The 23,499-nt window shown below is 69.9% G+C and carries 20 protein-coding genes, 3 tRNA genes and 2 pseudogenes; 11 read left to right on the plus strand and 14 right to left on the minus strand.

Annotated features, from left to right (window positions below; genetic code table 11):
- Positions 1 to 138: 138 nt before the first annotated feature.
- Positions 139 to 465 (minus strand): excalibur calcium-binding domain-containing protein, encoded by a 327-nt coding sequence (locus AC067N_RS18670; protein ID WP_478680120.1) that lies wholly within the window; start codon positions 463 to 465, stop codon positions 139 to 141.
- A gap of 208 nt (positions 466 to 673) precedes the next feature.
- Between AC067N_RS18670 and AC067N_RS18675 the strand changes: the two genes are divergently transcribed.
- From AC067N_RS18675 to AC067N_RS18695, 5 genes are all read left to right on the plus strand, one after another.
- Positions 674 to 1,240, plus strand: coding sequence for a hypothetical protein (locus tag AC067N_RS18675; RefSeq protein ID WP_478679978.1), 567 nt, complete (start codon positions 674 to 676; stop codon positions 1,238 to 1,240).
- A gap of 87 nt (positions 1,241 to 1,327) precedes the next feature.
- The gene (locus AC067N_RS18680) at positions 1,328 to 1,504 is read left to right on the plus strand and encodes a hypothetical protein (protein ID WP_478679979.1); all 177 of its coding nucleotides are present in this window, start codon (positions 1,328 to 1,330) and stop codon (positions 1,502 to 1,504) included.
- A gap of 77 nt (positions 1,505 to 1,581) precedes the next feature.
- Positions 1,582 to 2,127: a GIY-YIG nuclease family protein gene (locus AC067N_RS18685; protein WP_478679980.1), complete on the plus strand. Its 546-nt coding sequence runs from the start codon at positions 1,582 to 1,584 to the stop codon at positions 2,125 to 2,127.
- Positions 2,128 to 2,863: 736 nt separating this feature from the next.
- Positions 2,864 to 3,370, plus strand: coding sequence for a sortase (locus AC067N_RS18690; RefSeq protein WP_478679981.1), 507 nt, complete (start codon positions 2,864 to 2,866; stop codon positions 3,368 to 3,370).
- Between the two features lie 164 nt (positions 3,371 to 3,534).
- The gene (locus AC067N_RS18695) at positions 3,535 to 4,119 is read left to right on the plus strand and encodes a class F sortase (protein ID WP_478679982.1); all 585 of its coding nucleotides are present in this window, start codon (positions 3,535 to 3,537) and stop codon (positions 4,117 to 4,119) included.
- Between the two features lie 580 nt (positions 4,120 to 4,699).
- Here AC067N_RS18695 and AC067N_RS18700 read toward each other — a convergent pair.
- From AC067N_RS18700 to AC067N_RS18715, 4 genes and pseudogenes are all read right to left on the minus strand, one after another.
- A pseudogene (locus AC067N_RS18700) lies at positions 4,700 to 5,172 on the minus strand (CBS domain-containing protein); the annotation flags it as partial.
- Positions 5,173 to 5,450: 278 nt separating this feature from the next.
- Positions 5,451 to 7,127 carry an MFS transporter gene (locus tag AC067N_RS18705; protein ID WP_478679983.1) on the minus strand — a complete coding sequence of 559 codons (1,677 nt, stop codon included), beginning with the start codon at positions 7,125 to 7,127 and terminating at the stop codon, positions 5,451 to 5,453.
- 162 nt (positions 7,128 to 7,289) lie between these two features.
- The gene (locus AC067N_RS18710) at positions 7,290 to 7,490 is read right to left on the minus strand and encodes a hypothetical protein (protein ID WP_478679984.1); all 201 of its coding nucleotides are present in this window, start codon (positions 7,488 to 7,490) and stop codon (positions 7,290 to 7,292) included.
- Positions 7,466 to 7,594, minus strand: a complete 129-nt coding sequence (locus tag AC067N_RS18715; RefSeq protein WP_478679985.1) for a hypothetical protein — start codon at positions 7,592 to 7,594, stop codon at positions 7,466 to 7,468. Before AC067N_RS18715 ends, AC067N_RS18710 begins: the two co-directional genes overlap by 25 nt.
- Before the next feature lie 296 nt (positions 7,595 to 7,890).
- Here AC067N_RS18715 and AC067N_RS18720 point away from each other — a divergent pair, with 296 nt between their 5' ends.
- Both AC067N_RS18720 and AC067N_RS18725 read left to right on the plus strand, forming a co-directional pair.
- Positions 7,891 to 8,019: a hypothetical protein gene (locus AC067N_RS18720; RefSeq protein ID WP_478679986.1), complete on the plus strand. Its 129-nt coding sequence runs from the start codon at positions 7,891 to 7,893 to the stop codon at positions 8,017 to 8,019.
- A gap of 44 nt (positions 8,020 to 8,063) precedes the next feature.
- A complete protein-coding gene (locus tag AC067N_RS18725) occupies positions 8,064 to 9,059 on the plus strand; it encodes an Lrp/AsnC family transcriptional regulator (protein WP_478679987.1) in 996 nt (331 codons plus the stop codon).
- Positions 9,060 to 9,663: 604 nt separating this feature from the next.
- On the opposite strand, the gene AC067N_RS18730 is transcribed toward AC067N_RS18725, so the two are convergent.
- The 5 genes from AC067N_RS18730 to AC067N_RS18750 all read right to left on the minus strand — a co-directional run bounded on the left by AC067N_RS18730 (position 9,664) and on the right by AC067N_RS18750 (position 11,042).
- The gene (locus AC067N_RS18730) at positions 9,664 to 10,071 is read right to left on the minus strand and encodes a PIN domain-containing protein (RefSeq protein WP_478679988.1); all 408 of its coding nucleotides are present in this window, start codon (positions 10,069 to 10,071) and stop codon (positions 9,664 to 9,666) included.
- Entirely contained in the window at positions 10,068 to 10,301 is a 234-nt protein-coding gene (locus tag AC067N_RS18735; protein ID WP_478679989.1) for a type II toxin-antitoxin system VapB family antitoxin, read from the minus strand. Before AC067N_RS18735 ends, AC067N_RS18730 begins: the two co-directional genes overlap by 4 nt.
- A gap of 335 nt (positions 10,302 to 10,636) precedes the next feature.
- A tRNA-Ile gene (locus tag AC067N_RS18740) sits at positions 10,637 to 10,713 on the minus strand.
- A gap of 178 nt (positions 10,714 to 10,891) precedes the next feature.
- Positions 10,892 to 10,964 (minus strand) — tRNA-Asn (locus AC067N_RS18745).
- A gap of 5 nt (positions 10,965 to 10,969) precedes the next feature.
- Positions 10,970 to 11,042: transfer RNA gene (locus tag AC067N_RS18750), tRNA-Asn, on the minus strand.
- Positions 11,043 to 11,230: 188 nt separating this feature from the next.
- Here AC067N_RS18750 and AC067N_RS18755 point away from each other — a divergent pair.
- The 4 genes from AC067N_RS18755 to AC067N_RS18770 all read left to right on the plus strand — a co-directional run bounded on the left by AC067N_RS18755 (position 11,231) and on the right by AC067N_RS18770 (position 16,957).
- Positions 11,231 to 11,536 carry a YtxH domain-containing protein gene (locus AC067N_RS18755; RefSeq protein ID WP_478679990.1) on the plus strand — a complete coding sequence of 102 codons (306 nt, stop codon included), beginning with the start codon at positions 11,231 to 11,233 and terminating at the stop codon, positions 11,534 to 11,536.
- Between the two features lie 147 nt (positions 11,537 to 11,683).
- Entirely contained in the window at positions 11,684 to 13,138 is a 1,455-nt protein-coding gene (locus tag AC067N_RS18760) for an FGGY family carbohydrate kinase (protein ID WP_478679991.1), read from the plus strand.
- Positions 13,139 to 13,286: 148 nt separating this feature from the next.
- Positions 13,287 to 15,020, plus strand: a complete 1,734-nt coding sequence (locus AC067N_RS18765; protein ID WP_478679992.1) for an ABC transporter ATP-binding protein — start codon at positions 13,287 to 13,289, stop codon at positions 15,018 to 15,020.
- Entirely contained in the window at positions 15,020 to 16,957 is a 1,938-nt protein-coding gene (locus AC067N_RS18770; RefSeq protein ID WP_478679993.1) for an ABC transporter ATP-binding protein, read from the plus strand. Before AC067N_RS18765 ends, AC067N_RS18770 begins: the two co-directional genes overlap by 1 nt.
- A gap of 195 nt (positions 16,958 to 17,152) precedes the next feature.
- On the opposite strand, the pseudogene AC067N_RS18775 reads toward AC067N_RS18770, so the two are convergent.
- The 4 genes and pseudogenes from AC067N_RS18775 to AC067N_RS18790 form a co-directional block, all read right to left on the minus strand.
- A pseudogene (locus AC067N_RS18775) lies at positions 17,153 to 18,470 on the minus strand (RNA polymerase sigma factor).
- Between the two features lie 203 nt (positions 18,471 to 18,673).
- Positions 18,674 to 20,575 (minus strand): DNA primase, encoded by a 1,902-nt coding sequence (gene dnaG, locus AC067N_RS18780; RefSeq protein WP_478679994.1) that lies wholly within the window; start codon positions 20,573 to 20,575, stop codon positions 18,674 to 18,676.
- A gap of 73 nt (positions 20,576 to 20,648) precedes the next feature.
- On the minus strand, positions 20,649 to 21,920 hold the full coding sequence (locus tag AC067N_RS18785; RefSeq protein ID WP_478680121.1) for an NAD(P)/FAD-dependent oxidoreductase: 1,272 nt from the start codon (positions 21,918 to 21,920) through the stop codon (positions 20,649 to 20,651).
- Positions 21,921 to 22,053: 133 nt separating this feature from the next.
- Entirely contained in the window at positions 22,054 to 23,388 is a 1,335-nt protein-coding gene (locus AC067N_RS18790; RefSeq protein WP_478679995.1) for a deoxyguanosinetriphosphate triphosphohydrolase, read from the minus strand.
- Positions 23,389 to 23,499 lie beyond the last annotated feature (111 nt).

The raw sequence follows: 23,499 nt of genomic DNA on the forward strand, positions 1-23,499 counted from the left end.
TCAGCCTCCCTGATCTGCCTCCCTGAACACGACCTGCGGAAAAGGCCAGTCAGGGAGGCAAGGGATGCTGCGTACAGCAGGGCCCGGAGGCCCGGAAACAAGGGCTCATCGTCCCCTTCACCGCATCCCCCGCGGCCGTCATGGCCTGGCATAAGGTTCACAGGCCACCCCGTCGCCGTCCCTGTCGAGATGAGGCCCGTACCCCGGATCGCCCGCATAGAGCGGCGCATCTCCGGCCGCTCGCGCCTCATCGCAGTTGTCGTAGTAGACGTCCTCCACAGGCGTCTCCGACTCCTCGGTTCCCAGGTCTTCCGCAGTCCCCAGGTCTTCCTCGACAGGCTCCTCCGTGACCGTCTCGGTCACCACGGACGCTGGCGGCGTGAAGGTCTCCGTCTCCGTGACCGTGACTGTCGGCGCCGGGCTCGATTCAGTCTCAGGCTGCTGTGCGGCAATCACAATGATCACCAGAAGCAAGAGGCCGACGATCCCCCATAACCACCAAGGCCCCCTGCCCCGAGAGCTTTGCCGCCCTGAACCAGGCTCAGAGCCCGAGCCGCCAGCGACCCCCCACCGATTCACATCGGACATGGCCACCTCCGAGCATGCACCTACCCTCCAGTGGACCACTGACGGGCCGCTCCGGCCTGCTGAAGGGCCATAGCACGCTGAAGGCATGGAGTCGCAGATCATCCGGCCCGGTCACCTCACCGCCCACCAGACCGCCCAACTGCTCGGCACCACCCTCGGCGGCGTCCGCAAGCTCGTCCAGCACCGCTGCATCTTGTTTTGTTCTCAGAAACAAAATAAAGTGCCCTCATCGCCTGAACAAACCGCATGGTGGGGGAAACGCATGTCCGGAGACCTGCTCGGAACGTTTGAAGAGTGCGTCGAGGAAGGCGGCCTGATGAAGGTCAACCTCGGCTACTTGCGCAAGGAGTTGGGTTACAACCGGCTGGGCAAGTGGGTCCTCGAAGAAGTCGCCTCCAAGCTTGAGAGCGAAGGACTCGGCTACTTCCCTCGCGACGTATTGGACGCCAGGTGCAACACCGAACCTCGCCAGTGGGACAAGGTTTGGATCTATGTGCGGGACGGCAGCACGCGAGCCCGCGTTCTCGACGCCGTACTCACTCCAGAGCGCACCAACGTCCGCAGTGTCCTTGACGGCCTCGCAGGGGGCGACCTGTCCGCACTTACTGCCGAAGAGAAGCTGAAGCGCATCCAAGAGATCGTCGAAGCCTGACAAGCCCCACCGATGGGCACAACAGGACCCCGGCGACGACTGGCACCGCCCCGGGGAGGGCACGGCCGATCTACCAAGGAGATCGACTTGCACAAGGTACGGGCGCAGAACCTCCTCGCCCAACACGCCCACGAAGAAACCCCTGAGTGGATCTTCGCCCACCTTCTCAACCGAGACGACCCCGCGTTCCCCGAGATCACCCAAGCCCTCATCGACCTCGCCTTCGAACTCGGTGACCCGAGGCTGTCGACGACGACATGGTGAAGGCCGCGATCCGTATCGGCCGAGCCCGGCACAAACGCCATCAGCGAGGCGAAGCCCTCCCCCCTCACACTGGCATCATGCCCGGCCGAGAGACCGACCCCCGCGCCGTCGTGTACTACATCCGCCGCGGCTCCATGGTGAAGATCGGCACGACCGTTGACCTACGCGGCCTTATGGCTGCCTTGCTGTCCGAGGAGGTGCTGGCCGTCAAGCCTGGCGACCAGAAGTTGGAAGTCGAAAGGCATCGGACCTTCCACACCTTCCGAGTGCCCGGCCAGCGCGAGTGGTTCTTCGCGGGCCGTGAAGTCCAGGACCGCATCCGGGAAGTCCTTGCTCAGCACGCCGCCGCCTGCGGACCTGCCCACACTGCGATCCGGCGATGGCACGCTGAACGCATGAGCGAGCCCGTGATCGTCGACATCTACGCAGCGGCCCTCAGCGCCCAACAGAAGCCCGGAACCATCCACCAGTGGCTCCGCCGTGGACGCCTCACCCACCACGGCAACGACCGCCAAGGGCGACCGGCGACCTTCACGGGCGGCCGGCCCTTGCCCCGCAAAGGCCGGCATGCCGATTCCTACGAATGGCTCGCTCATCCCGATCAACGAGGCGGGGACGCCTGACGGTGAGGCTTGGCCACGGCATAGCCCGTGGCCTTGGCTCTCCTCCGTCCCGTCACTGTCCGCACCCGACCACCGAGCAACTCGAGGGCATCCCGCCGTCGAGGCAAGGGGACCGGCTCCTCGGCGCGTAGACCGCACGCTTCTCACCCTGGTGGTCGATTGGAGCAGCTGGAGCGCAGTGAGGGACTGCCGGACCGCAAGGCCGCCCCCCTTCGACGCCTGCGGGGGTCACGACTGCCGCTTTTCGGCCCCGGCCGTTCGGTGGTCCGCAAGAGCACCATCAAGGCCGGCACCCACCACCAACGAGCTGCGGACGCTCGCCGTCACCGCTCCGTCCACGGTGAGGAACACTGCGGGGACTGCCCACCGGGGAGCCGTCTGTAAGGGCGGCGCGGCAGTCGCCGAGGAATCCTGGCCGACGGTCTCTCCATGGGGGCCATCATCATGCGCTCAGGCATCGGTCGCCCCGGGACCCAGCCGACGACATCCTCGGCGACGACGCGTTCTCCGAAGGGACACCAGCCCCTTCGTCGCCCGTGCGGTGCGTTCTTCCGAAATCGCCCTCAGGAGCGCTCACCTGCATAAATGATCAAAGGAGTGCGGCCGCTGGGCCTGGCCGGATGGCCCATCTGTCCGTATGCGGGTTGCAGCCCTGACGGTCCGTCGGTTTCCTCATGAGCGGAGCACAAATAGACGCCGCGCACTCCGGCCGGCCACTGCTTCTCGGAGGAACTTCATGCGTATCAAGTGGGCAGGCGCCGGCATCGGCATCGGTTTCGTTCTCGGTATTGTCGGCCTCTCGAGCCCGGCCGCGGCAGCTGCGAACGGCCCCACCGGTGATCCGAGTATCCACATCAGCCCGCGCCAAGCCGCCCCAGGCTCCACCGTCACAGTCAGCACCGGAGCCTGCGGCTCGGAGACCTATGGCAAGGGCGAGTCTGAGGCAGGAGGCAAGTTTCACCTCCTGCCAGGCGACCGGGAAGGTGTACTGACCGGCGAATTCAAGGTCCCGGGCGGCACCGAGGCCGGCAGTTACACCGTCACCCTGAAGTGCCCGCCACGCGTCAAGATCACGGGCACGTACCGGGTCGGCGCCGCCAACCCCAGCGGCGCGATCGACGCCGGTTTCGGGGCGGCGAACGACAAGGGCACGCAACTTGCCCTCGGCACGGTGCTGCTCGCCGGAGCCGCCGCCGGCGGCGTGATCAAGATGCGCCGCTCCCCGACCGGTGCCCGCGTTTGACGCTCTGACCTGCCGGGCCCAGCTCCCATGCCCGTGTCCGGGGGCTGGGGGGATCATCGCGAAGCGGAGGCTCCACAGCGATGGAATCGAGGTACGGGCCCTGCGGCCCTTCCCCCTCGTCCACCCCGTCCGCCAAATTTCTCGCCTGCGCTCTACTGGCGGGCATGGTGCTGGTGATCACGGCGCTCCGGGGCGAACAGCCTCCGCAACCTTCGGCCGCGCAGTCCTTCTCCTCCTCCACGCCACCCGGGAACATCAGCACCGCCTCGACCCGGTACCCCTCTGTGCCGCCCCTGCCCCCGTCGGCTCCAGTCCGGCTGCGGATTCCCGCCATCGGCGTGAATGCCCCAATGACGGAACTGAGCCTCGACGACACAGGAGCACTGCGCCCACCATCGGCCAATATGCCCGGCTTTGCCGGGTGGTACGGCGCCGGTACACCTCCTGGCTCAGTCGGCACAGCAGTCACTGCGGGACACGTGGACACGCCGCAAGGCCCCGGAGTCTTCCACCGCCTCGGAGAACTAGCCAAGGGCGACACCATCGAGATCATCAGGTCAGACCGGCGGACAGCCGTCTTCACGGTCGACGCTGTGGAGCTCTACGACAAGAAGGCGTTTCCGGACGAGAAGGTCTACGGCAGTTCCCACCGGCCCGAACTGCGCGTCATCACCTGTGGGGGTCCATACGCTGAAGAGACCGGCTACCAGGGAAATGTCGTGGTCTTTGCGACGCTGACCGCGGCGTAGAACGATGGCAGTGCCGCTGAGCAGGCCGAGGTTCGTCCTCGCCTGCCTCCGACTCCGGGAACGCCTTCGGGTCGAGCTCGCGCATCGCGCGGGTCTGCGGCCGCACCGCTTGGGCGTGCTCGGTATCGCACGGGTGCAGGATGCGCAGGTCAGCGGTCATCATGCGGCGGCCGACCGGGCGGGTGCAGTCGTCGACGACCGCCTGCAAGATCTGTTCGTCCAGGCCGGGCCAGTGAGGTCGGCTGCGCAGGACGTAGAAGAGGTGGCGGCTTGTCAGGCGTGGTCGTGGAGAGTGACTTGGCAGCCGTCGGGGTCGGCAAAGGTGAATCCCGGTGGCTGCCGGCAAGAAGGCCGGCAAGGGCACCCGTCGCAGGTACGAAGGCCACATCCGCCACCGCCTTCGCCCCCGCAGCGGGCGCTCGGCCTCGACCGGCACCACGTCGCCGCTCTGTCGGAGACCTGTACGAGGCCGGCCGTCGGCCATGGCCGCGACGCCATGGCACGTCTGTGGCGATCGGATGGGGACCGCCGAGGGGACGGGTGTTGCCCGTCCCCTCGTAGAAGCTTGTGCCCCTCGTGGTCAGACCGCTCGCGGTTGCAGGTGACGGGCCAGCAGGTCGTCCAGGCTGACCAGGCCGGTGAGTCGGCCGGTGTCGTCGCAGACGACGGCGAGTGAGGCGCGCTGCCGGCGGAGTACGTCGATCGCGTCGGCCACCGTGGCGTTGTCGGCCAGCTCCGGTACTGGCCGGGCGAGGGCGCGAGCCGTGACGGCACGGCCTCGGGTGCGGGCGACCAGGGCGTCGCGGGCGTGGACCGAACCGAGGATGACGCCGTCGGCGCGGACCAGGAGCCGGGTGCGGTCGTGGTCGTCGGCGGCGCGGGAGGATGGCGTCGGCGTCGGCGTCGGCGTCGACCGCGGTGATCTCGGCGGCCGGAATCGCGAGGTAGCTCATCGGGGTCTCGGGGCTCCGTCAGCGAGCGGGTGATCAGCTCGGAGTCGGCCTCGCTGATCAGGCCGAGGCGCTGCGACTCCCCGACGAGATGCGTGATCTGGCCGACGTATTTGCTGGTCAGGCGAGGTGCGCGCCATGCCCCCACCCCTCAGTCCTCGTCGGTCTGTTCCTATCCTTGCGTCCCAACTGCGTCCCAACTGCGTCCCGACACCGGCCCGAACGGTCAGAGACACCGGACTGTCGGGCGATTACGCCGGCTCGGAGGTGGGTTTCGAACCCTTCCGTGGCGGATTGCCCGACCACCTGCCGGGGAGGGGCAGCGTCCGCGGCTCGGTACCTGACCGGCGCGGACGATGCCCCTCCCCCCTCATCGACCGGTCAGGCGCGCTGGTGTCCCAGGGGTTGGGCCGTGCCGGCCTGAGCGTTCTCGGCGGCGGCGTCCGGGCGACCATGCCGTGCCGCGCTCCCGGTCTTCGCGCCGTCTGTGACCTGCTGCTTCGGATGGCGCAGCAGGACGACGGCGCATACTGCGGCGAGCACCGCCAGCGTGGCGGCCACCAGAAGACACAGCCGCAGGCCGTCGAGGAGGGACTCACCCAGGGCGCCGTAGACCTGACCGGCTGTGGAGCCGAGGTTCATCCCGGCGACCGCGCCCAGGCCGCCCTCCTTGGCGGTGGACACGATGGTGTGGGCCTGGGTGCCGGTCACACCGGCGTCGGCGAGGTGGCCGGGCAGGGTGTGCACGGCTCGGGTGGACAGCAGGGCTCCGAGGACAGCCGGGCCGAGCGCGCCGCCGACCTGACGGAAGGCGTTGTTGGCGGCCGAGGCCATGCCCGCCAGCTGGTGCGGCACGGCGGCGACGGCCGTGGCCGTCATCGGCGTGGTGACGAGCCCGAGGCCCACGCCCAGCACGATCAGCCGCCAGGCGATCGAGCCGTAGGAGGTGTCGGCGTCGAGGTTCGTCATGGCCAGCAGTGGCCCGGCGATCAGGAGCAGACCGACGGTGATCATCCAGCGGGCCTGGACGCGGTGCATGAGCCGTCCGGCCGGGGCTCCCGACACGATCGCGGCGACGGGGACGAGCAGCAGGCGGGCGCCGGCCTCCAGGGTGCCGAGTTGCTGCACCATGCCGAAGTACAGGCTGAGGACGAAGAAGAAGCCGATCAGCCCGAGGAAGGTGATCAGGGCGACCAGGGCGGAGGCGGTGAAGGCCGCGCTGCGGAACACCGCCAGGTCCAGCATGGGGCTGGCGCTGCACTTCTCTGCGACGACGAACGCGATCAGCGCGATGACGCCCAGCGCGAGGGCGGCGACCGCCTTGGTGTCGGTGAAGGAGTCGGCACCACCCTCGATCACGCCGTAGACCAGGGCGGTGACGGCGATGGCCGCTGTGATCTGGCCGGGCCAGTCGAGCTTGCGCCCTCCCCCACTCTCGGCTCCGCTCGAGCGGGGGGACCCCCACGGGGCACGCGAGTCGGTCAGCAGCGGGGCGGCGACGGCCATAGCCACCAGCGGGAGGGGGACGGACAGCAGGTAGATCCAGCGCCAGGCGAAGTGGTCGAGGACGACGCCGGCGATGACCGGGCCGACGGCCAGGGCAGCGAGCAGGGCCACGGCCCACATGCCGATGTACTTGCCGCGTTCCCGGTGGTCGGGCACCGCGTGGCTGATCAGGGCCAGCGTGGTGGGCAGCAGTGCGGCCGAGCCCAGGCCGGCGAGGGCCTGCCCGGCCCACAGGGTCTGGATGTTGTGTGCGCACAGGGCGACCGCCGCGCCCGCCGCGCAGCAGAGCAGGCCCGCCTGGAAGACCTTCTTGCGACCGTGGACGTCGCCGAAGACGCCGGCGGTCAGGATGAAGGCGGCCATGGGCAGGACGAATGCGTCCTGGACCCAGGCCAGTTGGGCGGTCGAGGTGTGCAGTGCCCGCTGGATGGCGGGCAGGCTGACGGCGACCGTGGTGATCGGCAGGTAGGCGACGAACACGCCGAGGCAGGCCATGACGATGGTGGCCGCCCGTCGGCCGGTCGGCCTGATCGCCGTTGTGGTGGCGTTCACGGAAATTCTCCGCTTTCTCCCGTGCGGCGTGGTGGTGCCGCGGTCGGTTGGGTGGGGCGGGGGTGGGTAAACAGGGGCTGCCGTGAAGGAGGCGGGCAGCCCTGACCTGCGGGATGATTCCGGTTGCGTCCCTCAGGCGTCGGTGGGTGGGGTTCTCCGCGCTTACTCGTCCGGTCCGAACTCGGCCCGGAAGGCGGCCAGATGGCGGCGCAGGTCGACACGGGAGTGCACAGGCTTGTACGGGGCCTGCGCGACGGTGGCCCGGATCCGCTTGACCGGGTCGCCCGGGTTGCCCCAGACGACCTCGACCTGTGCGCCGATCTCGGCGTCGGCGGTGTTCAGATGTAGCAGGTCTGCTTCCACGACAGGCTCTCGTCGAGCCAGTCGGTGTGTTCCGGCTGCCCGAAGAGCTTGGCGAGGATGTCGAACGGGGGTGTCGAGCGGAAGGCGTCGACGGTGAAGTCCACGGGGACGGATGCCTCTCTGGGGATGTTGGTTTCGGCTCGTGAGCGATGGTGTGGGCCGACTCGTCCGCGCAGGGCCGAGGCGCGGAGCGCCCGCGGGGGGTGCGAGGAAGACGCTCCGGGCCGGTCAGGGAGCGGCAGCGACACCCCACCGGGAAGTCGGCCCGCAGACTGCCCGGATCACCGCCGCGGGGACCGGGGGCACCACGCCGACCACCCGCTGGGTACGGGAGAGACCGGCGTGCGGGAGCGCCGCCCGGTGGGCTGGGACCGCGCCCGCCGTGGTGAGGTGCATCAGCATGACGAACGTGCCGATGCAGGCCGCTGTCGGCGCCGGCCGCGTACTCATGGGAGTCACGCCCTTTCTTCAGGACGTGACCAGCATCCGCCTCGGAGTCTTCGACCATGAACCCAGCAGCCCGAAGTGAACAGAAATCTCTACGCTACGAGGCATATATGTAAGACTTCACTCATGACTGACGCTGTGGACACAAAAATCCTCCACGCGCTGCAGTGCGCGCCCCGTGCCCCGTTCAGGCGCATCGGCGAGGTGACCGGGGTGTCGGAACAGACGGCCGCCCGCCGCTACCACGCCCTGCGCCGCAGCGGGGTGATGCGCGTGGTCGGCCTGGTCAACCCGGCGGTGCACGGCCAGGCACATTGGGTGGCCCGCATCCGCTCCCGTCCCGACCGGGTCGGCCCCCTGGCGGACTCCCTGGCCAAGCGGCCGGACATCGCCTACGCCAACCTCGCCTCCGGCGGCTCGGAGATCATCTGCACGATCCGCTCCCCCGTCGAAGCCCAGCGCGACGACATCCTCCTGCGCCAGCTGCCCCGCTCCGCCTCCGTCCTCGACGTCAGCATCGACCTCCTCCTGCACTCCTTCGGCGAGGCCGGCACCAGTGAATGGACCGGGTACGGCGCCGGTCTCACCCCCGACCAGGTGCGGCAGCTCACCGCCGAGCGGCCACCCGCCCCCGCCGGACCACTGCGGCCCCCCACAGACGAGGACACCCCCCTGCTGGACGCCCTCGCCGAGGACGGCCGCACCACCCACACCCGCCTCGCCGAGCTCACCGGCTGGTCCAACGCCCGAGTGGCCCGCCGCCTGGAGGCCCTTGAGACCTCAGGCACGCTCTTCTACGACGTGGAACTGCTGCCCGAGCGCCTCGGCCACACCCTCAATGCCACGCTCTGGCTGCGCGTCGCCCCCGCCCGGCTCAAACAAGCCGGGGAAGAACTCGCCCGGCACCCCGAAGTCGCCTTCGCCGGCGCAATCAGCGGCCAGCACAACCTGATGGTCAGCGTCATCTGCCGCGACGCCGAGGACTTCTACCGCTACCTCACCACCCGCGTCGCCGCCATCGACGGCATCGACGCCTACGAGGTCAGCATCCGCGTCCGCCGCCTGAAACAAGCCGCCTCACTCATCTTCCACGGTCGCCTCGTCCATCCGACACCCGGATGACAGCCGAGCTCCGGTCCGGCGATGAACGGGACGGCCGCGCGCTGCATGGTCTGGTTCGGCTGGAACGAGGCCCAGGTGTCGGCCCCGCGCAGGTGGGGATGGCCCCACGTCGTAGACGACGCCCTGAGTGAGGTACCCCGCGGGGATAGCTCCTACGCCCGCGCCCGCGGCTACGGCCTGACCAAGTCGGCCTCGCGCATGCGGGGATAGCTCCCAGTCCTGGCAGGTCGGCCGAGTGGTGCTCATGTCGGCCCGCCCATACGAGCATAGATCCAGAGGTAGCGGCCGGGATCGGCATCACGTAGACGTCAGCCCCGGGCACGGGGGGAATGGCACTGCCGGGGGTACTTCCGACCACGACTTCGGGCCGAGCAACTGTGACCGGTCGGCCCCGCGCACGCAGGGATAGCTCTGTGGCCACGCCCTGGTGTTTCGCGGAGTTCGGGTCGGCCCCGCGCCCGCGGGGATAGCTCCGCGCACCCGTACAGGTTCAGCGTCTCTTCACGGTCGGCCCCCGCGCATGCGGGGATAGGTCGTAGTGATGTACCCGGAGACATCGACCACCGAGGTCAGAAGCCGACAGACGTGTTCCTGCCTCCGGGGATCAGGCTCGTGCGTCTCGCTGCTGAACTTCCTTGAGGACTCCGGCCACCGTCGCGAAGTCATTGTCCACGTGGAGGACGGTGTGCCCATGGTGGACAGCTGTCGCACACACCAACAGGTCGATCGTTCCCGCCGCCCGATGCTGGCCCCTCTGGGTCAGTTTGTACTGGGCGGTGTCGACCCACCGCCAGGCGTTCTTTGGAACCGGAGAGAGCAGACAGAGCGCGTCCAGTTCCTCGGCCAGCTCATCTCGGTGCGACGGGCTTGTCGCCGAGTAGAGGAATTCGGCTCGTGTCGGCTCGCAGATGTGGAACACCCCGGCGGCGATGTGTCCCTCCCAGGGGCGCAGCGCACCTGGGGTACGGAACAGATGCCACAGAGCCGAGGTGTCGACCAGATACGTGATCACTCGAAGGCCTCGCGCCGCGCAAGCTTCTCGGCTTCATGCGCCGCTGCGGCCTGCTCGAACTCGCCGCGCTCACCTCGCGCGGCAAGCTTCTCCGCGGCCTCAAGCCTCCTGATCCGCGCTACGTAGTCCCGAAGGGCCGCGTTGACGGTCTCCTTCTTCGTCGTGGCACCCATGAGCCGCATGGCCTCGGCCAGCGCCTCGTCGTCGAGATCAATCTGTGTGACGGACATCGCACACCTCCGACATCCACGATGTATGCACCCAGGATACATCACCAACATCGAAGTGCGACCATCAATCGCAAACAGACCACGCAGGGGAGGCACGCCGACGTCAAGGCGTCCACATGGACCCACTTCTCACTGCGGGACGGACCAGCGGAGAAGTTGTCCGACGCCGACATGAAACACCCCATAAGCGCCATGCCCGACTTAACCGGAATCGGCGTCCAGACCTTGTCCAGACGATCAAAGAAATCATGATCATCACGGGGTCGCCAGGACCCACAGGCTCTCGCCCCGACCAGGAAAGTGCCTGGTCAGAAGGTCTCTCCTCGCGTAGCGAGTGGTGGGGCGGGTGGGACTCGAACCCACGGCCGACGGATTATGAGTCCGCTGCTCTAACCGGCTGAGCTACCGCCCCGTACGGCGTGTCGCGCACATTTGTGCGCGCCGTCTGCCGCAGCATAGCCGCTCATACGATCTCCTGCTTCGGATGGTCGGCTTCACGCATGCGCCTCTTGACCTTGGGGACCGCGACGCGGCGCGCGCGGTTCCACCGGGCATGAAAAAGGACCCCGACGGGGTCCTCGTTCAGGCTGCTCCCCCGACTGGACTCGAACCAGTAACCTGCCGGTTAACAGCCGGCTGCTCTGCCAATTGAGCTACGGAGGACCGAGCTCCCCCGACTGGACTCGAACCAGTAACCTGCCGGTTAACAGCCGGCTGCTCTGCCAATTGAGCTACGGAGGAATGCCTCGTTGCATCGAACGTACCTACCTGGGTATTCGCCAGGGGGCGTGCGCTCGCTGCGACACATACATTAGCGCAAGCTGGGGGGTGCTCCGCCAATCGGTATCCCCCCGCGCCCGACGCCCGCGCAGGGCTACGCGCAGGGCAACGCAAGGGACCGACGCAGACGTAAGGGAAGGGTGGCCGCCATGCGCTATCGGCTCACGTTCTTTGCCGGACTGGCCCTGGGATACGTGCTGGGCACACGCGCCGGACGCGAGCGCTACGAACAGTTGAAGAAGTCCGCCCGGCAGGTCGCGCAGAACCCGGCCGTGCGCAACACCGCGGAGTCTGCGGCCCAGCAGGGACGCGTCTTCGCCGGCAAGGCGTACCACGTGGTCAGCGAGAAGGTCGGCGACCGCGTGCCGGAGTCCGTCGCCGACCGGGTCCGCTCCCTGCGGGAGCGCAACGCGAACGGCGCGGGACCGGACGACTGGGGCACCGGCAACACATAGCCCCCGGCACGGATCCATGGACCCCTCGCTCACACATCGGGTGCCGGCCCGTCGCGGCCGGTCGCGCGGTCACTCGCGGCCCCCGGCGGGCCCGAACCCTGGTTCCGCGGCACGCCCCACCCCTCCCCGTGCGGCAGAATTTCTGCCATGGGGATAGTCGCCGGGCTGGATAGTTCGCCCGAATTTACGCGCATTGTGGTCTGCGACTCGGACACAGGGGCCGTGCTCAGGCAGGGTTATGCCCCGCACCCGTTGGAGCCGGCGCCGCACGGGGGGCGCCCCTCGGACGTCGATCCGCAGGCATGGCTGCTGTCCCTGGGGGAGGCGGCCGGCGGGGGGCTGCTGGAGGGCGTCCAGGCGATCGGGGTGTCGGCGCAGCAGAACGGGCTGATCGCGCTGGACGCGCAGGGCAACGCCGTACGTCCGGCGATGGTCGGCGGGGACAAGCGCGCGCAGGTCGCGGCGGCCGACCTCATCGACGCGCTCGGGGGGCGCGGGGCGTGGGCGGAAGCCGTGGGGAGCGTGCCGAGCGCCGCACAGCCGGTGACCAAGCTGCGCTGGATGAGCCGTACGGAGCCGGACGCGGCCATGCGCACGGCCGTGCTGCTGCAGGCGCACGACTGGCTGGTCTGGCAGCTGCTGGGCCGGCCCGTCAGACGGACCACCGACCGGGGCGGCGCGTCGGGCACCGGGTACTGGAACGCGGCGACCGGCCAGTACCGGACCGACCTGGTCGAGATGGCGCTCGGCCACCAGGTCATGCTCCCCGAGGTGCTCGGCCCCTCGGACGCCGCCGGGACGACGCCGGAGGGGCTCCTCATCTCCGCCGGCACCGGCGAGACCATGGCCGCCGCGTTCGGTCTCGGTATCGGGCTCGGAGACGCCGTGGTGTCGCTGGGGGCCAGCGGGTCGGTGATGGCCGTGCACACCGAGGCGCTCGTCGACTCCTCGGGGATGATCACCTCCCTGGCGGACGCCACGGGGATGCATCTGCCGGTCGTCACCACACTGAACGCCGTACGGACGCTGCGCGGCGCCGCGGAGATGCTGGGGGTGCCGGATCTGGAAGGGCTCTCCGACCTGGCGCTGAAGTCGACGCCGGGGTCGCACGGGCTGGTGCTGCTGCCCTATCTGGAGGGCGAGCGGACGCCGAACCTGCCGCACACGGCGGGGACGCTGGCCGGGCTGCGGCGGGAGTCGATGAAGCCGGAGCACTTCGCGCGCGCCGCGTTCGAGGGCATGCTGTGCGGGCTCGCGGACGCGCTGGACGTGCTGCGGGGGCGGGGCGTCGACGTCCGGCGGATCTTCATGCTGGGTGCGGCGGCCGAGCTGCCCGCGGTGCAGGCGGCGGCGCCGGCGCTGTTCGGGGTGCAGGTGGTCGTGCCCCAGCCGGCGGACTACGCGGCGGTCGGCGCCGCGCGGCAGGCGGCCTGGGCGCTCGGGGTGTCCCAGGGGACGCTCGACCCGCGTACACCGCCGATGTGGCCCGGGGCGGCCGCGCAGGTCCTGGAGCCGGGCGAGGAGCTGGCCGTGGGGCAGGCGGTACGGCAGCAGTACGTGGCGGTCCGCGAGCAGACGCATCCGGGGGCGTTCCGGGGGTGACCACCCCGGGCCGAATGCGCCCCTGTGCTGCAAAGCTTCGGCATCGATCCTTCACCGTTGGGTTAATTCGGTTGAGGTAACGCGGGTGGGGTGTTCGACGATGGGGGGTGGTGCATCCCGTCCCACCGCCGACCCCGAAAGATCTCGCGTGCTCATACGACTGCTCAGAAGTCATCTGCGTCCGTACAGGAAACCCATCGCCCTGCTGGTGCTGCTGCAGTTCGTGCAGTCCTGCGCCACGCTCTACCTGCCCACGCTGAACGCGGACATCATCGACAACGGTGTCGTGCAGGGCGACACGGGCTACATCCTGGCCTTCGGCGCGCTGATGATCGGGATCTCACTGGTCCAGGTCGTCTGCAACATCGGGGCCGTGTACTACGGCGCCCGGACGGCGGCGGCGGTCGGCCGGGACATCCGGGCGGCCGTGTTCGACCGGGTGCAGTCGTTCTCTGCGCGTGAGGTCGGTCACTTCGGGGCGCCGTCGCTGATCACGCGGACGACGAACGACGTCCAGCAGGTGCAGATGCTGGTGCTGATGACGTTCACCCTGGTGGTGTCCGCGCCGATCATGTGTGTGGGCGGCATCGTGCTGGCGCTCGGCCTGGACGTGCCGCTCTCGGGCGTGCTGCTGGCCGTCGTGCCGGTGCTCGGTATCTCCGTCAGCCTCATCGTGCGCCGGTTGCGCCCTCTGTTCCGCACCATGCAGGAGCGGCTGGACATCGTGAACCGGGTGCTGCGCGAGCAGATCACCGGCAACCGGGTCATCCGGGCCTTCGTGCGGGACGACTACGAGAAGGATCGCTTCCGCACCGCGAACTCCGAGCTCACGGACGTGTCCCTGGGCACCGGCCGGATGCTGGCGCTGATGTTCCCGATCGTGATGACGGTCGTCAACCTCTCGTCGATCGCGGTGGTGTGGTTCGGCGCCCACCGGATCGACGGCGGCGGGATGGAGATCGGCGCGCTCACCGCCTTCCTCGCCTATCTGATGCAGATCGTCATGGCGGTGATGATGGCCACCTTCATGTTCATGATGATGCCGCGCGCCGAGGTGTGCGCCGAGCGCATCCAGGAGGTGCTCGACACCGGGACCAGTGTCGTGCCGCCCACCGCGCCCGTACGGGAGCTGCGGCGGCGCGGGTTCCTGGAGATCCGGGGAGCCGGGTTCCGTTATCCGGGGGCCGAGGAGCCGGTGCTCAGGTCGATCGAGGTCGTGGCACGGCCGGGTGAGACGACCGCCGTCATCGGGTCGACCGGCAGCGGGAAGTCGACGCTGCTCGGTCTGGTCCCCCGGCTCTTCGACGTCACCGAGGGCGAGGTGCTCGTGGACGGCGTGGATGTGCGCACGCTCGATCCGCAGCTGCTGGCCAGGACCGTGGGTCTGGTGCCGCAGAAGCCGTATCTCTTCTCGGGGACCGTGGCGACGAATCTGCGGTACGGCAATCCGGACGCCACCGACGAGGAGCTGTGGCACGCGCTGGAGGTGGCGCAGGCCAAGGAGTTCGTGGAGCGGCTGGAGGGCGGGCTGAACGCCCCGATCGCCCAGGGCGGCACCAATGTGTCGGGCGGTCAGCGGCAGCGGCTGGCGATCGCGCGGACCCTGGTGCAGCGCCCGGAGATCTATCTGTTCGACGACTCGTTCTCCGCGCTCGACTACGCGACGGACGCGGCGCTGCGGGCGGCGCTCTCGCGGGAGACCTCCGAGGCGACCGTCGTCATCGTGGCCCAGCGGGTGGCGACCATCCGGGAGGCCGACCGGATCGTGGTCCTGGACGAGGGCCGCGTCGTCGGTACCGGACGGCACCACGAGCTGATGGCCGAGAACGAGACGTACCGGGAGATCGTGCTCTCCCAGCTGACGGAAGCGGAGGCAGCCTGATGGCCGGGCCGTTGGGACGGATGGCGGGGGTCCGGGGAGGTCCCGACCAGCAGTCCATGGACTTCAAGGGGTCCGGGAAGCGACTGCTCGCGCAGTTCGGGCCCGAGCGGTTCACCATGTACGCGATGGTCGTGTGCGCGGTGATCAGCGTCGGTCTGTCGGTGCTGGGCCCGTGGATCCTCGGCAGGGCGACCGACCTGATCTTCGCGGGTGTCGTCGGACGGGAGATGCCGGCCGGCCGGACCAAGGCCGAGGTCCTCGAAGGGCTGCGCGAACGCGGTGACGGCGGTGTCGCCGACATGCTGTCCGGCACGGACTTCACGCCCGGCGAGGGCATCGACTTCGAGGCCGTCGGCGGCGTTCTGCTGGTTGCCCTCGGCATCTTCCTCGTCGCGGGGCTGCTGATGGCGGGGGCCACGCGGCTCTCCAACCGGGCGATCAACCGGACGATGTACCGCATGCGGGAGGATCTCCAGGCGAAGCTGTCGCGGCTGCCGCTGTCGTACTTCGACAAGCGGCAGCGCGGTGAGGTGCTCAGCCGGGCCACCAACGACATCGACAACATCGCCCAGACGTTGCAGCAGTCCATGGGGCAGCTCGTCAACTCGCTGCTGACGATCATCGGTGTGCTGGGGATGATGTTCTGGGTGTCGCCGCTGCTGGCGCTGGTCGCGCTGGTGACCGTGCCACTGTCGTTCGTGGTGGCCACGCGGGTCGGCAAGCGGTCGCAGCCGCACTTCGTGGCGCAGTGGCGGACCACCGGGAAGCTCAACGCGCACATCGAGGAGATGTACACCGGGCACACCCTCGTGAAGGTGTTCGGGCGGCAGGCGGAGTCGGCGAAGCAGTTCGCCGAGGAGAACGAGCGGCTGTACGAGGCCGGGTTCAAGGCCCAGTTCAACAGCGGGATCATGCAGCCGCTGATGTTCTTCGTGTCGAACATCAACTATGTGCTGGTCGCCGTGGTCGGCGGGCTGCGGGTGGCGACCGGTGCCCTGTCCATCGGTGATGTGCAGGCGTTCATCCAGTACTCGCGGCAGTTCTCGATGCCGCTGACGCAGGTCGCGTCCATGGCGAACCTGGTGCAGTCGGGTGTCGCCTCCGCCGAGCGGATCTTCGAACTGCTGGACGCGGAGGAGCAGGCCGCGGACGCCGTGCCCGGGGTGCGTCCGGAGGAGCTGCGCGGGCGGGTTGCGCTGGAGAACGTCTCCTTCCGCTACGAGCCGGACAAGCCGCTGATCGAGGATCTGTCGCTGGTGGTCGAACCCGGGCACACGGTGGCGATCGTGGGGCCGACGGGGGCCGGGAAGACCACCCTGGTGAATCTGCTGATGCGGTTCTACGAGGTCACCGGTGGGCGGATCACGCTGGACGGGGTGGACATCGCGTCCATGTCCCGCGACGAGCTGCGGGACGGGATCGGGATGGTCCTCCAGGACACCTGGCTGTTCGGCGGGACCATCGCGGACAACATCGCGTACGGGGCGTCCACCGCGCGCAAGGTCACCCGCGGGGAGATCGAGGAGGCGGCCCGGGCCGCGCACGCGGACCGGTTCATCCGGACGCTGCCGGACGGGTACGACACCGTGATCGACGACGAGGGGACCGGGGTGAGCGCGGGTGAGAAGCAGCTCATCACGATCGCCCGGGCGTTCCTGTCCGATCCGGTGATCCTCGTCCTGGACGAGGCGACGAGCTCCGTGGACACCCGGACCGAGGTGCTGATCCAGAAGGCGATGGCCAAGCTGGCGCACGGGCGGACGTCGTTCGTCATCGCGCACCGGCTGTCGACGATCCGGGACGCCGACACGATCCTGGTCATGGAGAACGGGGCGATCGTCGAACAGGGCGCGCACGAGGAGCTGCTGGCCTCGGGCGGGGCGTACGCGCGGCTGTACCGGGCGCAGTTCGCGGAGGCGGTGGCCGAGGTGGACTGAGCCCGGCCCGCCGGGGGGCGCGTTCTCGGGTGCGGGTGCGTGGGGCTGGTCGCGCCCACGCGGCGGAGCCGCATGTGTCACCGCCCGGCGCCCCTGAAGGAACGGGCCTACGGCCCGCCCTCCATACGAAACGCCTGGTCACACTCCACCCGCACCCGCCAACGCACCCCGCGGCCCCGAGCCACCGGGCGATCCTCAGTCCAGGTAACCCCTCAGCTGGTCCGCGAACGCGTGGTCCCTCAGCTTGTTCAGGGTCTTGGACTCGATCTGCCGTATCCGCTCACGGGTCACGCCGAAGATGCGGCCGATCTCCTCCAGCGTCCGGGGCCGCCCGTCGGCGAGCCCGTAGCGCAGCTGCACCACCTTGCGTTCGCGCTCGCCGAGCGTGGACAGCACCGCTTCCAGGTGTTCCCGCAGAAGCAGGAACGCGGCGGACTCGACGGGGCTCGCCGCGTCGCCGTCCTCGATGAGGTCGCCGAGGGCCACGTCGTCCTCCTCGCCCACGGGGGCGTGCAGGGACACCGGCTCCTGGGCGAGGCGGAGTACCTCGCTGACCCGCTCGGGCGGCAGTTCGAGGTGGGCCGCCACTTCCTCGGGTGTGGGCTCGTGGCCCCGCTCCTGGAGCAGCCGGCGCTGGACGCGGACGACCCGGTTGATGAGCTCCACCACGTGGACCGGGACACGGATCGTGCGGGCCTGGTCCGCCAGCGCGCGGGACATGGCCTGGCGGATCCACCAGGTCGCGTACGTGGAGAACTTGTAGCCGCGGGCGTAGTCGAACTTCTCGACGGCCCGGATGAGGCCCAGATTGCCCTCCTGGACCAGGTCCAGCATGGTCAGGCCGCGGCCCACGTAGCGCTTGGCCACGGACACCACGAGCCGCAGGTTCGCCTCGATGAGGCGGCGCTTGGCCATACGGCCCATGACGACCAGCCGGTCGAGGTCGAGGGCGAGCCGGCTGTCGAGGTCGGGGGTGGTGCCGAGCTTCTCCTCGGCGAACAGGCCGGCCTCCACCCGGCGGGCCAGCTCCACCTCCTCCGCCGCCGTGAGCAGCGGGATACGGCCGATCTCCCGCAGGTACTGGCGGAACAGGTCGGAGGACGGAGTGCTGGTGTCCGCGCGGCGCGGCAGTTCCACGGGCTCGGGGGGTTCGGCCGTCTCGACGGCCTCCACGACTGCCGCGGGCGGCTCCTCGGCGTCGGGCGGGGGCTGCGGCGCCACCTCGGGGTGGTGCACGGCGCGGCTCTGGGCGGGCACCGCGGTGATGACATCGGTCTCCGCGCCCGGCTCCGCGCCGTCGGTGCTCAGGGCCGTACCGGTGTCGTTCTGTATGAGGGTCTGGGTCTGCACGGGGGGCGACCTCCAGGGATGTCGCTGCTGGGGCGTGCGGCAGCGGTATGTCGGGGATGGCGCGGGCGGCCTCTCCGCCCTCCATCCCGTACTCATCGAGCGGAACCGCGGGGATCTCGGACCCATGGGGGACGGGCCGGCCGCGCTCCGAGGACTCAGGCACCGGAACCCAGTGTGGAGTACGACACACAGCCGCCACGAGGGGCGTGCGGTGACTTTTTGCGTCCGGTCCGTGACCCCACGGTTACTCTGACGGACGAGTGGGCCGCTGACAGGCCGTGAAACAGCTTGAAGCGTGTACGGAACCTGGGCGACCTGCGGGGACCGGCGCGCGATTGGCAAGTGCGCCGGGGATGTTCACCGCTTCTAGAGCGCCTCCGCGCCCCTCTCGCGCAGTGCCTGGTCGTACTGCTGGAGGACCCACAACTCGTTCTGCACGGCGGCCAGCTGGGCCGGGTCGCCGTGGGCGCCGAGGCGGGCGAGGCTGCTCTGGACGTCGCGTACCCGGCGCTCGACGGCGCGGCGGCGGACGGTGACCAGCTGGGCGCCGGCGTAGATCTCGTCCACCGTCTTGCGCATGATCGCCTCTACCGCGAGTTCGGTCACCATGGCCCGGACCGCGTCGTCCGGTGCGGCCTCCCGGACCCGGACCAGGTACTCCTGCGGGTCCTCGACGCCGAACTCCACGCCGCCCGCTTCGATGATCGCCTCGCGCACGGCCGCGTAGGGGGCGGCGGTGAACTCGTCGACTCCGTACGCGTCGAATGCGGGGGCGACCAACTCGGGCCGCTGGAGGGCGAGTTTGAGCAGCTCGCGCTCGGTGGCGTAGACGGGGTTGCGGAGGTTGAGGGCGGGGCCGGAAGGGCGGCGGGCGGCGGTCTCGTACGGCTGCTGCCCGTGCTGGGGGGCGGGCGCGGGGCCCTTGCCGCCGCGGTCGCGGGCCCAGCGGGCCAGCTGGGCGACCCGCTTGACGACGAACTGGGTGTCGAGGATGCCGAGCATGCCGGCGAGCTGCACGGCGACCTCGTGCTGGGCGCCGCTGTTCTTGATGCGGGCCACCACGGGTGCCGCCTCGTCGAGGGCGGCGGCGCGCCCGGCGGCGGTCTCCAGGTCGTAGCGCGCCACGATGTGCCGGAGGGCGAACTCGAAGAGCGGGGTGCGGGGTTCGACCAGCTCGGCCACCGCGTCGTCGCCCTTGGCCAGCCGCAGCTCGCAGGGGTCCATGCCGTCGGGGGCGATGGCGATGTAGGTCTCGGCGGCGAACTTCTGGTCGTCCTCGAAGGCCCGCAGGGCGGCCTTCTGGCCGGCCGCGTCGCCGTCGAAGGTGAAGATCACCCGGGCGGAGCCGTTGTCCATCAGCAGCCGGCGGAGGATCTTGATGTGCTCGCCGCCGAAGGCCGTGCCGCAGGTGGCGATGGCGGTGGTGACGCCGGCGAGATGGCAGGCCATGACGTCGGTGTAGCCCTCGACGACCACGGCCCGGCTGGCCTTGGCGATGTCCTTCTTGGCGAGGTCGATGCCGTACAGCACCTGGGACTTGCGGTAGATCGGGGTGTCCGGGGTGTTCAGGTACTTCGGGCCGTTGTCCGCCTCGTACAGCTTGCGGGCGCCGAAGCCGACGACATCGCCGCCGATGTCGCGGATCGGCCACATCAGCCGGCCCCGGAACCGGTCGATCGGGCCGCGGCGGCCCTCCTGGGCGAGCCCGGACAGGAGCAGCTCCTTGTCCGTGAAGCCCTTGCCGCGGAGGTAGCGGGTGAGGTGGTCCCAGCCCTGGGGGCTGTAGCCGACGCCGAAGTGGACGGCGGCGGCCTGGTCGAAGCCGCGCTCGGCGAGGAAGATCCGCCCGGTGTCGGCCTCGGGGCCGGTCGCGAGCTGCTCCGCGTACCACTCGGCGGCGATCTTGTGGGCCTCGACGAGGCGGATCCGCTCCCCGCGCTGGTGGGAGGGGTTGTACCCGCCCTCCTCGTAGCGCAGGGTGATGCCCGCCTGGGCGGCGAGCCGCTCGACCGCCTCGGAGAAGGAGAGGTGGTCGACCTTCATCACGAACGTGATGGTGTCGCCGCCCTCCTGGCAGCCGAAGCAGTGGAAGAGTCCCTTGCTCGGGCTGACCTGGAAGGACGGCGACTTCTCGTCGTGGAAGGGACAGAGCCCCTTCAGGTTCCCGCCGCCCGCGTTGCGCAGCTGGAGGTACTCGGACACCACGGCGTCGATCGGGACCGCGTCCCGTACCGCCTTCACGTCCTCGTCGTTGATCCGTCCTGCCACGCGGTGATTCTACGGGGGCGGACCGACAGCCAAGGGTCGGCCCGTAGTCCCACCGGGGATCACGGGACCACCCTCAGGGGGCCGCGATCAGCCCGTCCAGGGGCACCTGGGGGTCGGAGAGCGCGTCGACGTCGACCCGGGCCCGTGACCTGATGAGCTTCTGGATCTGCTCCGTGACGTCCCACACATTCACGTTCATCCCGGCGAGCACCCGGCCCTCCCGGACCCAGAACGCGATGAACTCCCGCTTCCCGGCGTCCCCGCGGATCACCACCTGGTCGTACGAGCCGGGCGGCGCCCACCCCGAGTACTCCATGCCCATGTCGTACTGGTCGGAGAAGAAGTAGGGCACCCGGTCGTACGTGACGTCCTTGCCGAGCATGGACCGGGCGGCCGCCGGGCCGCCGTTCAGCGCGTTGGCCCAGTGCTCGACCCGCAGCCGGGTGTCGAACAGGGCGTGCGGGAAGGACACCACGTCGCCGGCCGCGTAGATCGAGGGGTCGGAGGTGCGCAGCCGCTCGTCGACCACCACTCCCCCGCCGTGCGTACGGTCGGCGATCTCCAGCCCGGCGGCCTCGGCCAGGCCGATGCGGGGTGCCGCGCCGATCGCGGCGAGGACGTCGTGCGCGGGGTGCTCCTCCCCCGTGTCCGTACGGGCGGCGAGGACCACGCCGTCCTGGCCGACGATCTCCGTGAGCCTCGCGCCGAAGGCGAAGCGCACCCCGTGCTCGCGGTGCAGCTCGGCGAAGAGGTTGCCCAGCTCGGGGCCGAGAACGCCGTGCAGGGGCGTGGGCTCCGGCTCGACGACGGTGACCTCGGCGCCGTACTCGCGGGCCGCCGCCGCGACCTCAAGGCCGATCCAGCCGGCGCCCGCGACGACCAGGTGGCCGTTGTCGCGGCCGAGGGCGGCGAGGACGCCCTTGAGGCGCTCGGCGTGGGCGAGGCGGCGCAGATGGTGGACGCCCGCGAGATCCGTGCCGGGGATGTCCAGGCGGCGGGGCTCGGCGCCGGTCGCCAGCAGCAGCTTGTCGTAGTGGACGAAGGTGCCGTCGTCACCGAAGTGCACGGTCTTCGCCGCGCGGTCGATCCTGTCGACGGTCTGGCCGAGGTGCAGCTCGATGTCGTTGCGCGCGTACCAGGACGGCTCGTGGACGAAGACGCTGTCGCGCTCGTCCTTGCCCAGCAGATAGCCCTTGGAGAGCGGCGGGCGCTCGTAGGGGTGGTCGCGTTCGTCGCAGATCAGTATCACGCGGCCGGTGAAACCCTCCGCTCGGAGTGTCTCGGCCGCCTTCGCGCCGGCGAGACCACCTCCGACGATGACGAATGTCTGATCCGCGTCGACCACTGATGCCTCCTCCTGAGGGTGCGTCCACATGCGAGCCTCCCGCACACAGCGTGATGCGGGAAGAGGTAGTGACCCGATCAGGCCACGGAGGGTCACATGGATGTCCCATGCGCCCCGCCGGTCACAGCCGATGTCACATGCTGCCGGTCGCGCCCGTGAGTCTCGCGTGCAGCGAGCGGGCCGACGCGTCGGTGAGGGAGGCGATCTGATCGACGATCACCCGTTTGCGGGCCCGGTCGTCCGGCGCGGTGTCGAACAGCACGCGGAACTGCGGGTCGAGCCCCTCCGGCGCGCGGGCGGTGAGGGCCTCGGCCAACTCCGCGACGACGACGCGCTGGTCGGCGCGGAGCCGCTCCTGCTCGGCGCGCTGCATCACATACAGGTCGGCCACGGCCTTGAGGACCGCGCACTCCAGGCGCGTGCCGCGCGGGACGACCAGTGCGGCGGCGTACCGGGTCAGGCGCCCGCTGCCGTACGCCTGCCGGGTCGCTCCCTCGGCGGCGAGGCAGAAGCGGCCGATGAGCTGGCTGGTGGCGTCCTTCAGCCGGGCCTGCGCGACGGCCGTGCCGTCGTAGCCGTGGGGCCACCACTCCTGGGCGAGGAGCCGGTCGAGGGCCTCCGCCAGCTCGGCGGGGTCGGTGCCGGCGGGCACGTACCGGCCGAGCGCCACCTCGAACACCGTCTGCCGCTCGGCCTCGGCGTGCAGGCAGCCGGGGTCGATGTGCCCGGCGTGCAGACCGTCCTCGATGTCGTGCACCGAGTACGCCACGTCGTCGGACCAGTCCATGACCTGCGCCTCGAAGGTCGTACGGCCGTCGGGGGCGTCCTTCCTGACCCAGTCGAAGACGGGGCGGTCGTCCTCGTAGACGCCGAACTTGGGGGACGCCGGGTCGGTGGGGTGGGCGCCCCGGGGCCAGGGGTACTTGGTGGCGGCGTCCAGGGTGGCGCGGGTCAGGTTGAGGCCGACGCTGACGGGGTCGACGGATTCCGGGGTCCGCACGAAGCGTTTGGGTTCGAGCCGGGTCAGCAGGCGCAGGGACTGGGCGTTGCCCTCGAAACCGCCGCAGTCCTCGGCGAATTCGTTCAGGGCCTGTTCGCCGTTGTGGCCGAACGGGGGGTGGCCGAGGTCGTGGGAGAGACAGGCGGCCTCGACGAGGTCCGGGTCGCAGCCGAGGGCCGCGCCCAGTTCCCGGCCGACCTGGGCGCACTCCAGGGAGTGGGTCAGTCGGGTGCGGGGGCTGGCGTCCCACGCGTCGTTGCGTGTGCCGGGCGTGACCACCTGGGTCTTGCCGGCGAGTCTGCGGAGCGCCGCGGAGTGGAGTACGCGGGCGCGATCGCGCTGGAAGGCGGTGCGGCCGGGGCGTTTGTCGTGTTCCGGGGCGTAGCGCTCCGCGGAGGGCGGGTCATAGCCGGCCGGGGTGTCGTGGCTCGCGGGGGCGTCGTGGTCGGGGGGTGCGGTGCCTTCCATGATTCGACAGTACGGGGAGGGTGTGACGATCGGGGGCTACTCGTCTGCCGAGTGGGGTTGTCGGACGGGTGCGGGTGCGTCGCGGCTTGTCGCGCCCACGCGGCGGAGCCG

The sequence above is a fragment of the Streptomyces sp. NPDC042364 genome (assembly GCF_056437585.1).

Bases quoted from the DNA above. Each gene is read 5' to 3' on its own strand.
- AC067N_RS18770 (WP_478679993.1), top strand. From the start codon at position 15,020: ATGGCCGGGCCGTTGGGACGGATGGCGGGGGTCCGGGGAGGTCCCGAC.
- AC067N_RS18675 (WP_478679978.1), top strand. From the start codon at position 674: ATGGAGTCGCAGATCATCCGGCCCGGTCACCTCACCGCCCACCAGACC.
- AC067N_RS18755 (WP_478679990.1), top strand. From the start codon at position 11,231: ATGCGCTATCGGCTCACGTTCTTTGCCGGACTGGCCCTGGGATACGTG.
- AC067N_RS18760 (WP_478679991.1), top strand. From the start codon at position 11,684: ATGGGGATAGTCGCCGGGCTGGATAGTTCGCCCGAATTTACGCGCATT.
- AC067N_RS18720 (WP_478679986.1), top strand. From the start codon at position 7,891: ATGACGAACGTGCCGATGCAGGCCGCTGTCGGCGCCGGCCGCGTACTC.
- AC067N_RS18725 (WP_478679987.1), top strand. From the start codon at position 8,064: ATGACTGACGCTGTGGACACAAAAATCCTCCACGCGCTGCAGTGCGCG.
- AC067N_RS18695 (WP_478679982.1), top strand. From the start codon at position 3,535: ATGGTGCTGGTGATCACGGCGCTCCGGGGCGAACAGCCTCCGCAACCT.
- AC067N_RS18790 (WP_478679995.1), bottom strand. From the start codon at position 23,388: ATGGAAGGCACCGCACCCCCCGACCACGACGCCCCCGCGAGCCACGAC.
- AC067N_RS18685 (WP_478679980.1), top strand. From the start codon at position 1,582: ATGCCCGGCCGAGAGACCGACCCCCGCGCCGTCGTGTACTACATCCGC.
- AC067N_RS18735 (WP_478679989.1), bottom strand. From the start codon at position 10,301: ATGTCCGTCACACAGATTGATCTCGACGACGAGGCGCTGGCCGAGGCC.
- AC067N_RS18690 (WP_478679981.1), top strand. From the start codon at position 2,864: ATGCGTATCAAGTGGGCAGGCGCCGGCATCGGCATCGGTTTCGTTCTC.